The organism is Microbacterium hydrocarbonoxydans (assembly GCF_900105205.1).
GTDB classification, from domain to species: domain Bacteria; phylum Actinomycetota; class Actinomycetes; order Actinomycetales; family Microbacteriaceae; genus Microbacterium; species Microbacterium hydrocarbonoxydans.
In genome coordinates this window covers 3,190,715-3,201,870 of record NZ_FNSQ01000005.1, presented here as the reverse complement: position 1 = coordinate 3,201,870, position 11,156 = coordinate 3,190,715, and the positions used below count along the sequence as shown (strand labels likewise).

Here is an 11,156-nt window from a genome sequence, read left to right as displayed (position 1 = left end):
ACTAGTATGCCCCGCTGGGCTGCACCATGGCCTTGGCCGTGCGCCACATGATCTGCAGGTCGTTCATGACCGACCAGTTCTCCACATAGCGAAGGTCGAGCCGCACGCTCTCGTCCCAGGAGAGGTCGCTGCGGCCGGAGACCTGCCAGAGACCCGTGATGCCGGGCTTGATGTAGAGGCGACGGAACACGGTGCCGTCGTACGCCGTGACCTCGCTCGGCAGCGGCGGGCGCGGTCCGACCACGCTCATGTCGCCGATGAGGACGTTCCAGAACTGCGGCAGCTCGTCGAGCGACAGCTTGCGGAGGATCCTGCCGACCCGCGTGACCCGGGGGTCGTCCTTCATCTTGAACAGGAGACCGGCGCCTTCGTTCTGCTCCTTGAGGGCGGCGAGCTGCTGCTCGGCATCCGTCTTCATGGAGCGGAACTTCATGATCTTGAACGTCCGGCCGTCGCGTCCGACCCGCTCCTGGGAGAAGAACAGCGGACCAGGAGAGTCCAGCTTCACCAGCAGAGCGAGGATCGGGGTGATCAGAGCGATCGGGATGAGCGCGACGGATGCGACAGCGATGTCGAGCGCGCGCTTGAGCACATGCTGGCCGCCTTCGTACGACGGGATCTGCACCTGGATCAGCGGGAGCCCCTCGACCGGCGCGAAGGAGATGCGCGGACCTGCCACATCGGTGAGGCGGCTGGAGAGCACGAGCTCGGCGGCCGTGCCCTCGAGCTGCCAGCTCAGGTGCTTCACGAAGTCGGGCTCGCCGTCGGGACGGCTCGCCACGATGATCGTGTCGGCTCCGAGCTCGGCGGCGACCGTCGAGACGGAGTTGACGTTGCCGAGCACGGGGAAGTGCACGCCGCCGACTTCGACGTCACGCGCGTTGCCGTCGAGGAGCGTCGCGCCGACCACCTGGTACCCGGAGGCGCCGATCGGATGCAGCGTGCGGACGACGTACTCCACATCGTCCCTGTTGCCGACGACGAGCGTGCGGGAGGCGAAACGCCCCTGCGCACGCTGCGCCGTCAGCCAGTGCCGCCACGCCCAGCGGGTGACGAGCAGCAGGAGGACACCGAGCGGCAGGCCGACGAGCAGCACGAGCTGCATCGTCTGCCAACCCAGCACGACACTGAGCATGGCGATGATCCCGAACGCCAGCCCACTGGCGTGGACCACGCCGCGGTACTCGGTGGCGCTGGCACGGAACAGCGCTGCATCACGTGTATGCAGAGCGCTGAGCATCAGATACCAGAGCGTGGCCAGCGGGATGCCGCTCCGCAGGGCCTCTTCCCCTGCGACACCGGCCATCAGCTGGACCGCTGCTGTGATTCCGACTGCGAGAAGGATGACCCCAGCATCCGAGATCCGCAGTCGCATCCGATAACGTCGCTCCCACTGACGACGTCGCTCCAGCGTCGCGGACACACGCGGTGTGACCACCGTGCGCGTGACCGACTTGGTGGCTCGCGGTGCCGCGATCGGCGTGAAGACCGAACCCGTGCGAGAGATGCTCAGAGCATCCTCGACGGAAGTCATGCCGAGGCCCCTTGAGCCGTGTATGTACGCAGAATTCCCCAGTGCGCCATGATTTCCCCAGTGTTTCCCCAGACCACGGACCCCACGTCCATGGCATCGTCTGCATCCCGACCCCTCGGGTTCCTGTTGCACTCCGTGATCCCACATCACGAGGTTGCGATCACCGTCCCACACGGTGGCGCTGGCAGCAGGCACTGCAGACTTCGTTCACTCTAGCGGAACGGATCGTTCAGCGGAAGGTAATTCACGCGAGTGGATGAACCTATATTCCAGTACATGCGCTCGGAGGCGGAATCCCGCCGATATTCTGACCGCGTGAACACCCTCTCCACGCCGCGCTTCCGGCTGACCCGCATGGTTCCCCGAGATCCGGCACAGCCGCATCGCCCGGCCAGCACTCTCGAGCTGTTCTTCGACCTCGTGTTCGTGGTGGCTGTGAGCATCGCATCTGCACAGCTCCACCACGCCCTGAGCCACGGCGACTTCGTCCACGGCATCACCTCGTACGCGATGGTCTTCTTCGCCGTCTGGTGGGCGTGGATGAACTTCACCTGGTTCGCCACCTCCTTCGACACCGATGACTGGCTGTATCGGGTGACCACGATCGTGCAGATGGGCGGAGTCCTGGTGCTCGCGGCCGGTATCCCCGCCGCCTTCGAGCACGGCGACTTCCGAGTTCCGGTGATCGGCTACATCGTGATGCGCGTCGCGATGATCGCCCAGTGGCTGCGTGCCTCACGCGGTGCGGGCGAGCTCCGCTCGGCGGCACGGCGCTACGCGATCGGCATCGCTGTGGTGCAGGTGCTGTGGATCATCTTCCTCATCGTCCCGTCGGGGCCGCCGCAGATCGTGGCCTTCGTGATCTGCGCGCTGCTCGAGATCAGCGTCCCGGTCTTCGCCGAGTACCGGATGCAGACGCCGTGGCACCCTCATCACATCACCGAGCGGTACGGGTTGTTCACCCTGATCGTGCTGGGGGAGAGCCTGCTGGCCTCGGCGAACGCCATCATCGACGCGAGCCACGAGCTGGAGTCCTTCGTTCCGCTCATCTCCATCTCCGCGCTCACGTTGGCGGTCACGGCGTCGCTCTGGTGGATCTACTTCTGGGCGCCGCATCACCGCGCGATCACGACGTTCGCCTCATCGCTGCGCTACGGATACACGCACTACATCGTGTTCGCCGCGGCCGCCGCGTTCTCGGCCGGGATCGAGGTCGAGCTCGACGTGCTCACCGGTGTGAGCCACCTCTCGAACATCCAGGCGTCGTTCACCGTGACCGTCCCGATCGCCATCTTCCTGCTCGGCATCTGGTGGGTCGCCATTCGGGAGAACGCCGACCGGGTGGTCAACACCGTGGTCCCGCTCGGTGCCGTCGTCGTGCTGTTGGACGCCGCGCTGCCGATCCCGGTGGCGGTAACGGCGCTCGTGCTGATCGCCATCGTGGTCGTCCTCGTCCTGCACTCACCGGTGGAGAGGCGCTCATAGCCCGGCGGACAGGGGCTCATAGGCGTCGCATAGCGCAGGCACGGGGCCTTGATCGACTCGTCGGCGAGCATGGCGTCCACGCCCGAACCGCGACAGGAGCACGATCATGAGCCGGATCCCCGAACCCGTCCAGACGCCCGAAGGCCCCATGTACGAGGGTCGGATGCTCGACCGGGTCGACGAGGAGGTCGTCGACCAGGGCGCGGCATTCGACATCCGCACCCTGGTGACCAGGCGCGGGGTCCTCTCGCTCGCGGGGCTCGGCGTCGGTGCGGTCGTGCTGGCGGCGTGCACCCCCGCCACGAGCGCGCCGGCGACGGGCGGGGGAGACGCGGCGACGTCCGGCGCCGACAGCACCAGCGGCATGGAGAACACGGCCGCAGGCGAGATCCCCCAGGAAACGGCAGGGCCATACCCGGGAGACGGCTCGAATGGCCCGGACATCCTCGAGCGGTCGGGTATCGTCCGTGCGGACATCACCACATCGATCGACGGCTCGGCGACCGCCGACGGCATCCCGCTCAAGCTCGAGCTCCTGGTACGTGACCTCGCGAACGGCGGCGTACCGCTCGCCGGCGTCGCGGTCTACGCCTGGCACTGCACGGCCCGAGGCGAGTACTCGATGTACTCCTCGGGTCTCGAGGACGTCACATACCTCCGAGGAGTGCAGGTCTCGGATGCCGAGGGGAGAGTGGCCTTCTCGTCGATCTTCCCCGGTTGCTATGCGGGCCGCTGGCCCCACGTCCACTTCGAGGTGTATCCCGACGTCGAGGCGATCACGGATTCGGCGAACGCGATCGTCACCTCACAGCTCGCACTCCCGGAGGATGCCTGCGCCGCGGTGTACGCGGATCCACGCTACGAGGGCTCGACCCGCAATCTCGCCCAGATCAGTCTGTCGAGCGACAACGTCTTCGGAGAGGACTCCGCCGCACTGCAGCTCGCCACGGTGATGGGAGACGAGGGCAGCGGGTACACGGCGACCCTGGTGGTGGGCGTCCAGGGCGTGTGAGCGAGGCAGACACGTGCGACAGGCCCCGTCGCACGGGATCTGTTAGACTGAGTGCGCACCGTGTGTTCTGGCCCCCTCTAGGCCGCCTCGGAGCCACTGATCAGGGCCATTACGGACCACGCACGTCGATGCGCGCGGCATCCGCCCTCGATCTCACTTTTTTACGGGTCGCGACAACGCGCGCCCGTCACACAGCAATGAGTATCAGCATGACCACGACCACATTTTCATCCTCCGAGCCGTTGACCTGGAAGCAGGCCGACACCGACGTGCACGTCGCGACCAGGGCCGGCGAGTTCGCCGGCTTCATCGAATTCGACGGCACCGTCCACGTCGTCCGCGACCAGCGCGGAACGGCGCTCGGCTCGTTCGACTCGCTCGACGACGCGCGCGCGGCCCTCGAGAGGGTCCCTGAGCGGCGCTCATCGGCCTTCTCCTTCCGCCTGCCGCGCGGGCTGTCGCGGCGTCCGCGCCGGGCACGCGCCTGACCGCCTCCTGTGACCTCACACAGAGTTGTCACAGAGTCGCGACGTATTCCCCACAGCGCATGTGCGGCGGGTTAGCCTGAGGTAAGCGTTGGGCGATCTGCCTTGGGCTTTCCACAGCTCAAGGGCTCCAATCGACAGGAGAGCAACATCTCCATTTCACAGGTCGAAAAGACCGCAGCCACGCTCGGGCCGGTGCGCCAGACGTATTCCGGCAACGCAGAGATCCCGCCGATGACCCACGCCTACAAGCAGGTGTCCCAGGTCGTCCGCGAGACCGGACTCCTGCAGCGCGCCGGCTGGTTCTACATCTTCGTGGGTGCAGGCCTCGCCGTCGCCCTCGGGGGCGCCATCACCGGCTTCATCCTCCTCGGCGACAGCTGGTTCCAGCTCCTCATCGCCGGTGCGCTCGGCATCATCCTCACGCAGGTGGCCTTCCTCGCGCATGAGGCCGCGCACCGTCAGATCCTGTCATCGGGTCCGGCGAACTTCCGCCTCGCACGCATCCTCGCCGCCGGTGTCGTCGGCATCAGCTACTCCTGGTGGGACTCCAAGCACACCAAGCATCACGGCAACCCGAACCAGGTGGGCAAGGACCCCGACATCGAGGTCGACACGATCTCGTTCCTCGAGACGGATGCCGCGCAGTCGCGCGGTCTCATCCGACTGATCACGCGCAAGCAGGGCTGGCTGTTCTTCCCGCTGCTGACTCTCGAGGGTTTGAACCTGCACTTCCTGGGCATCAAGCACCTCGTGACGAGCAAGAAGGCCAAGGGGCGCTGGATCGAGCTCGGCCTGATCGCGCTGCGCTTCGCCATCGTGCTCGTCCCCGTCTTCCTCATGCTGCCGCTCGGCATGGCGTTCGCCTTCATGGGTGTGCAGCTCGCCGTGTTCGGTGTGTACATGGGCGCGTCGTTCGCGCCGAACCACAAGGGCATGCCGATCATCGACCCGAGTGCCCGTCTGGACTTCTTCTCGAAGCAGGTGCGTACCTCGCGCAACATCCGCGGAGGATGGTGGGCCACATGGCTCATGGGCGGTCTCAACTACCAGGTCGAGCACCACCTGTTCCCGAATATGCCGCGCCCGCATCTCTCGAAGGCCCGTGAGATCGTCCGCGACTACTGCGCGGTCAACGACGTGCCGTACACCGAGACGAGCCTCGGACGCTCCTACGCGATCGTCATCGAGTACCTCAACCGGGTCGGCCTCGCGGCTCGCGACCCGTTCGACTGCCCTGCGGCATCGCAGTTCAGCCGCGCCTGATCAGACGGCGTCCGCATACGGACTCCGCGCCGAGCATGAGAACGGCCCCATCCTCCGGGATGGGGCCGTTCTCGTCTGTGATCGTCTAGCGCGAGGTCTTGTCGTCGGCCTCGACCACCTCGATGGTGATCTTCCCGTCGATGGTCTCGTCGTCGTCGAGGAGTTCGTCTTCGAGCGCCTCGTCGCCGCGGAACTCCTCGATGGGGGAGTCGTCGTTCACCGCGTCGTCTTCGAGTGCGTCGGAGGGGACGACGTCGTCCTCTGCGGCGGTATCGTCGGCCACCGTCGCGACCGCTCCGAGCGCCGTCGGCTCATCGCTGAAGATGCCCTCGGGGCGGATCAGCTCGCGCACCTCCGCCATGAAGCTGGCGAGCTGCTGCTGCTGCCAGCGCAGCTGGCGGGCGTGGTCCTCCGCGTCGCGCAGCACGGTCGAGGTGTGGTTCGTGACGGAGTCGACGATCTTCTGCGACTTCACGCGGGCGCGATCGAGCGTGTCGCGGGCGCGCACCTGGGCATCCGCCTCGATCGTCTGCGCCTGCGAACGCATCAGGCGCTCGTAGTCGTCGGCCTTCGCTGAGATGCGCTGCGCGTGCTCGAGCGATGCGGCGACCTGCTCGTTTGCGTCGGTGGTGATGCGCTCCGCATGCGCGACGGCCTGGTTGTGCAGCACGAGGAACTCCTGCTGGGCGTCGTCCTGGCGACGGGTGAGCGTCTCCTCGAACTCGAGGACCCGAGCGTTCATCTCGCGCACGTCGCGTTCGGCGTCTGCCCGCAGTTGCGTGGTCTCCCGCGTGACGAGGGAGCGCAGTGCAGCCGCACCCTTCTCGGCCTCCGTCCTGATCGCGGTGGCCTCCTGCGTCGCCTGGTGGACCTTCTCGGCGGCGTGCGCCGCCTCGCGCTCGAGGGTCGCCTGGTGCGCCGTGTACTCGGTGTCGATCTTCAGACGCACCTGGTCGGCATCGTGCTGCGCCTGCGCGAGGATGCGGGTCACGTCGGCATCGGCCTCGGCGCGCTGCGTCGTGACCTCTTCGCGAGCAGCGGCCATCAGGCGATCCGCCTGCACAGCGGCGTTCTGGATCAGGACGTTCGCCTGCTCCTCGGCGACCCGCAGGATGGCCTCGAACTGCTCTCTCGACGGGGCCTCCTGGCCCTCCGCGCGCGGGGTGTCGACGAGCTCGTTGGTCAGTGTCGCGACCTGCTGCTCCGTCTCGGCGGCCTTCGCCTTGAGGGCGAGGAGCTCGGCCTCGAGCTCCTCGCGAGCGGTCCGCTCCTGTTCGCGGAGTTCTTCGACGGCGTCTTCATGCCGAGCCTCGGTCTCGGCGAGGTCCGCCTTGGCCTGCTGCAGCTGATTGCGGAGCGTGCTGAGGGCGGAGTCGACCTCGGCCTTGTCGTAGCCGCGGAAGGATGCGGTGAAGCCGGACTGCTCCCGAGGCGTCTCTTCGATCAGCTTGTCGAAGAAATCGGGAGTCCGGTCGTTGTCGGGGGAAGCACTCATGGGTCAGCCTTTCCGGCGCAGGTCACAGGGACTGAGACTGTGAGGTGATTGGTGCCGCCGCATGCCGGCTGCGAGCGAGTCGGTGCATCGTCGGCAATACCACAGCCTAGTTGCGACAGCGGGGAGATGTGCAGCCGATCTCATCATCCGGGAATCGGTACGCGGCATACAGCTCGACCGCGGTCAGACGATGTTCCACCGCTCGGTCTCGGGGTCGCGACGGTGGGCCGCCGCGGGGCCGTCGTGTGCGGTCAGCCCGCGAGCGACCGCGGCTTCGGAGACACGGGTGCGCAACTCCGCCCAGGAGGCCGAGGTGTTCGGTATCCCCAGGTACTCGCGGAACCCGTCGAGCTGCAGACGTGTGCCCTGCGGATCGCCGACCAGGCGGGCCACCGCGTCATCGGACTCGATGAAGCGGATGCCGTACCCGCCGTCCGACAGTGCACTGAACCGCCGTGGCTGCTGCAGCACGGCGGTATCGACGATCTCGCGCACGACGGACTCGGGGGCGTGGACCACCACGGTTCTGGACAGCGCGTCGAGGATCTCGCTCCGCCGGCGCTCGGTGTATCGCTGACTCGCCCTGTCGCCGGCAGAGCGGCTCGACCTCCGGATCCATCGCGGCAGGAAGACGGCGATGACGAGGACGACCATGATCACGATGATGAAGAGCAGGGCGTTGTCCACGCCTCCAACCTAGAGCGCTCGGTCGTCTCGCGAGAGGCTGGTAGGAATTTCGCTATGGGGCTATATTCAAAAACATGTCGATCATCCGCACCGTCCATGCCAGGCTCCGCAGGCGTCTCCTGATCAGCTATCGGGTAGATCCCGGTGTGGCGGCGTCCCTGCTGCCCGCGGGCTTCCGGCCGCAGATCATCGACGGTGCCGCTCTCGCCGGGGTGTGCGTGCTCGGGCTCGAGTCCATCCGGCCGTCCGGCGTGCCCGGCCGTGCGGGCCTGCGCTCCGAGAATGCCGCCCACCGCATCGCCGTGGAGTGGGATGGCGAGCGCGGTGTCGAGCGCGGGGTCTTCATCTTCGAGCGTCACAGCTCCGCGTGGCATCCGGTGATCTTCGGTGGTCGATTGTTCCCCGGCGTGCACCGTCGAGCGAGATTCCGCATCGAGGAGTCTGCTGATCGCTACGCGCTGACGATGGAGGCGGGCACGCACAGCCTCACCGCAGATGTCGAGGTGGGAGGCGAGTGGTCCAGCCGGTTCTTCTCCTCCGTGCAGGAGGCGTCCGACTTCTACCGCGCCGGACGGGTCGGCTGGTCGCTCGGTCGCGATGGGAGCCGTGCGGAGGCCGTGACACTGACATCGGACGAATGGAGCGTGGAGGGCGCCCGATTGCACCGCCTGCGGTCGTCCTTCTTCGACGCTCTGCCCGAGGGAGCAGCTGTGTTCGACAGTGTCGTCGTGATGCGGGACCTGCCTGTGGTGATGTCCGAAGGCCGGAGTGAACAGAGCCGATTCTGATCTTTTATGCGGATGGATGTTTGCGGATCACGAGTGATTCCATACGTTTGTATTCATGAACCAATCGAATCGCCGCTCAGGGACAGCTGTGCACCGTGTGTCCCGACTCCTCGCGGGAGTCATCGCGGCGATCGCCGTCGTTGGGGGCGTCCTCGTCCCCCCTCCCGCCGCGCAGGCCGCCGAGGGCATCTTCGTCATGCCCGTGAGCGGACGCGTCGCCGATCTCGTGAAGGGATGCCCGGCGGGAAGCCGTCCGACTCACGAGGGCGTCGACATCAACCTGAACTCGAACACGCCCATCTACGCTGCTGCGGGCGGGACCGTGACGACCGCCGCGAACTCCAACGCCACGACCGGTTACGGATCGCAGGTCGTGATCACCCATCCGAGTGGACACAAGACGCGGTACGCCCACATGGTTTACGGCTCCCTCGCTGTGAAGGTGGGAGCGGTCGTTCCTCGGGGGGCCGTTCTCGGCCGGGTGGGAAGCACCGGGAACAGCACGGGGCCGCACCTCCACTTCGAGATGTTCCGCAACGGAGTCAATGTCACCAACAGGTACTTCATCTGCGGTCAGGTGAATGTCACGGCGCTTGCGCCGCTCGAGCCTCGGCCGTCCAAGCCGGTCAACGCCGATTACAACGCGGACGGCAAGGCCGATGTCCTCGGCGTGTCCACGGTCGGGCGGATGAGTGTCTACAACGGCAATGGCAAGGGTGGGTGGTCGACGAAGCTGCTGGGCGCCGGCTGGGATTCGACCAGGGTCCTCGTCCACGGGGACTTCACCGGCGACAACAGGGGCGATTTCGTGGCCGCACGCACAGATGGCACGCTGTGGCTGTATCGCGGGAACGGTGCGAACGGCTTCGTGTCGTCCCAGATCGGGCGCGGATGGAACGCGCTGCCCCTGATCGGAGGCGGGACCGACTACAACAGCGACGGCATCGCCGATCTGCTGGCGGTGCGTGCTGACGGTTACCTCCACCTGTATGCGGGGACAGGCGGGGGCGGCGTCGCCGGGGCGGGGGCGATCGCGCAAGGCTGGGGAAACAATGACGCAATGATCGCGGGCGACTTCAATGGAGATGGCGCGGGTGACGTCATGGCCAGAGACAAGATGGGGAAGCTGTTCCTCTACCTCGGCAACGGGTCCGGCGTCGGTGCGCCGACGCAGGTGGGTCAGGGGTGGGGCGGGATGACTGCTCTCACGGGCGGCGCCGACTACAACGGCGATGGGCGACCCGACCTGCTGGCACGTGACGCTGCCGGCGATCTCTGGCTGTACCCGTGGCTCGGATCCACGTTCGGCACGCGCATCAAGGTCGGGCACGGGTGGAACGGGCACCGGCTGATCCTCTGATCAGGGCGGGAGGATCCGCACTCGGCGGCCTACCAGTCACGACCCCTCGAGTCAATGGTCAGGTCCCGATGAGCGTCGTGAGCACCCCCGCCCTACGCTGAGAACACGACGAGCCGCGTTCATCGCCGCTCTCCGTCGGTCGAACCGGATGGTGCCTCGAGTTCTCTCGGTCTTGAGTACCCATGGGGGTGGGTGCGCATGCGGACCTTCTCATCGACTGCTCCGGTCCTCCCCGTTCGGGCGCGGGAGGACCGGAACCTCCTCCGGCGCCGCTTCCGTGGCTTACTTGAGCGAGAGCATCCTGCGCACCGCGCGCACTCCGGCGTTCGCGCTGCGCTCGCGCATCGCCGACTCGAGTTCCTCGAGTGACTCCCGGGTGTTCGCGCGCGGCTCGCCGAGGTAGAGGTCGCGGAACACGAGATACCAGAAATCGGTCAGCATCAGTCGATACAGGTCGTTGAGAGCCCGGTCGGTGAGGAACTCGAAGAGCCCTACGTGGGCCTCGACCCAGCCTCGGCCGGATTCGACGGAGTCGATGGCCTCGCGGATCAGCTCGCACGCGATCACGAGGTCCTGCTCGGACAGCGCGAGGGCCGCCTCCCGGATGATCTCGCCGCCCTGCGACGCTGCGAACTCACGCGTGATCCGTGAACGTTCGTCGGTGATGTCGGTCACCATCGAGTAGCGGTTGGCATGCACTTCCATGAGGCCTGCGCGGGCGAGGCGCTGCACGGCTTCGCGGACGGGGGTACGGGTGACGCCGAGGTCGTCGGCGATCGCCTTGTCGCTCAGCTTGGCGCCGGGCGCGTACGTTCCGTCGGCGATGGATGTGGCGAGACGGCGGAAGAGCTCCTCCGGCCCGAGGTTCCGCTGCGCCCCAGGCGCGGCGGGATGATCTGGTCCCATACCGGCATTTTAGGTGTGGTTTCAATGTCAGCGCATGAATCTCGGGATGAAACTTTCGAGCCCGCAGATGAAACTCCGGTCGAGTGGTGAATAAAATGACTAGACTCAGAATAGAGTCCAATCGTATTTTCGACAGTC

General features: G+C 66.5%; 10 protein-coding genes. 6 read left to right on the top strand and 4 right to left on the bottom strand.

The features are described from left to right. Position 1: 1 nt before the first annotated feature. Entirely contained in the window at positions 2-1,534 is a 1,533-nt protein-coding gene (locus tag BLW44_RS15705) for a sugar transferase (protein WP_060926400.1), read from the bottom strand. A gap of 354 nt (positions 1,535-1,888) precedes the next feature. On the opposite strand from BLW44_RS15705, the gene BLW44_RS15700 reads away from it, so the two are divergent. The 4 genes from BLW44_RS15700 (at position 1,889) to BLW44_RS15685 (ending at position 5,782) form a co-directional block, all read left to right on the top strand. Then, on the top strand, positions 1,889-3,019 hold the full coding sequence (locus BLW44_RS15700; RefSeq protein WP_060926429.1) for a low temperature requirement protein A: 1,131 nt from the start codon (positions 1,889-1,891) through the stop codon (positions 3,017-3,019). A gap of 106 nt (positions 3,020-3,125) precedes the next feature. After that, positions 3,126-4,031, top strand: coding sequence for an intradiol ring-cleavage dioxygenase (locus BLW44_RS15695; RefSeq protein WP_060926399.1), 906 nt, complete (start codon positions 3,126-3,128; stop codon positions 4,029-4,031). Between the two features lie 209 nt (positions 4,032-4,240). Beyond that, positions 4,241-4,519 carry a hypothetical protein gene (locus tag BLW44_RS15690; RefSeq protein WP_060926398.1) on the top strand — a complete coding sequence of 93 codons (279 nt, stop codon included), beginning with the start codon at positions 4,241-4,243 and terminating at the stop codon, positions 4,517-4,519. A gap of 147 nt (positions 4,520-4,666) precedes the next feature. Then, positions 4,667-5,782 carry a fatty acid desaturase family protein gene (locus BLW44_RS15685; protein ID WP_060926428.1) on the top strand — a complete coding sequence of 372 codons (1,116 nt, stop codon included), beginning with the start codon at positions 4,667-4,669 and terminating at the stop codon, positions 5,780-5,782. A gap of 85 nt (positions 5,783-5,867) precedes the next feature. On the opposite strand, the gene BLW44_RS15680 is transcribed toward BLW44_RS15685, so the two are convergent. Both BLW44_RS15680 and BLW44_RS15675 read right to left on the bottom strand, forming a co-directional pair. Next, a complete protein-coding gene (locus BLW44_RS15680; RefSeq protein ID WP_060926397.1) occupies positions 5,868-7,277 on the bottom strand; it encodes a coiled-coil domain-containing protein in 1,410 nt (469 codons plus the stop codon). Between the two features lie 183 nt (positions 7,278-7,460). Further along, a complete protein-coding gene (locus BLW44_RS15675; protein WP_060926396.1) occupies positions 7,461-7,964 on the bottom strand; it encodes a hypothetical protein in 504 nt (167 codons plus the stop codon). Between the two features lie 74 nt (positions 7,965-8,038). Here BLW44_RS15675 and BLW44_RS15670 point away from each other — a divergent pair, with 74 nt between their 5' ends. Both BLW44_RS15670 and BLW44_RS15665 read left to right on the top strand, forming a co-directional pair. After that, entirely contained in the window at positions 8,039-8,752 is a 714-nt protein-coding gene (locus tag BLW44_RS15670) for a DUF2071 domain-containing protein (RefSeq protein ID WP_060926395.1), read from the top strand. Positions 8,753-8,807: 55 nt separating this feature from the next. Next, entirely contained in the window at positions 8,808-10,112 is a 1,305-nt protein-coding gene (locus BLW44_RS15665; RefSeq protein ID WP_082724493.1) for a VCBS repeat domain-containing M23 family metallopeptidase, read from the top strand. Positions 10,113-10,394: 282 nt separating this feature from the next. Here the strand turns inward: BLW44_RS15665 and BLW44_RS15660 are convergent, their stop codons facing one another. Continuing rightward, the gene (locus BLW44_RS15660; protein WP_060926393.1) at positions 10,395-11,018 is read right to left on the bottom strand and encodes a GntR family transcriptional regulator; all 624 of its coding nucleotides are present in this window, start codon (positions 11,016-11,018) and stop codon (positions 10,395-10,397) included. Between the last annotated feature and the right edge of the window lie 138 nt (positions 11,019-11,156).

Coding starts and splice junctions, on each gene's coding strand:
- BLW44_RS15705 (WP_060926400.1), bottom strand. CDS start 1,534: ATGACTTCCGTCGAGGATGCTCTGAGCATCTCTCGCACGGGTTCGGTC.
- BLW44_RS15680 (WP_060926397.1), bottom strand. CDS start 7,277: ATGAGTGCTTCCCCCGACAACGACCGGACTCCCGATTTCTTCGACAAG.
- BLW44_RS15695 (WP_060926399.1), top strand. CDS start 3,126: ATGAGCCGGATCCCCGAACCCGTCCAGACGCCCGAAGGCCCCATGTAC.
- BLW44_RS15660 (WP_060926393.1), bottom strand. CDS start 11,018: ATGGGACCAGATCATCCCGCCGCGCCTGGGGCGCAGCGGAACCTCGGG.
- BLW44_RS15665 (WP_082724493.1), top strand. CDS start 8,808: ATGAACCAATCGAATCGCCGCTCAGGGACAGCTGTGCACCGTGTGTCC.
- BLW44_RS15670 (WP_060926395.1), top strand. CDS start 8,039: ATGTCGATCATCCGCACCGTCCATGCCAGGCTCCGCAGGCGTCTCCTG.
- BLW44_RS15690 (WP_060926398.1), top strand. CDS start 4,241: ATGACCACGACCACATTTTCATCCTCCGAGCCGTTGACCTGGAAGCAG.
- BLW44_RS15700 (WP_060926429.1), top strand. CDS start 1,889: ATGGTTCCCCGAGATCCGGCACAGCCGCATCGCCCGGCCAGCACTCTC.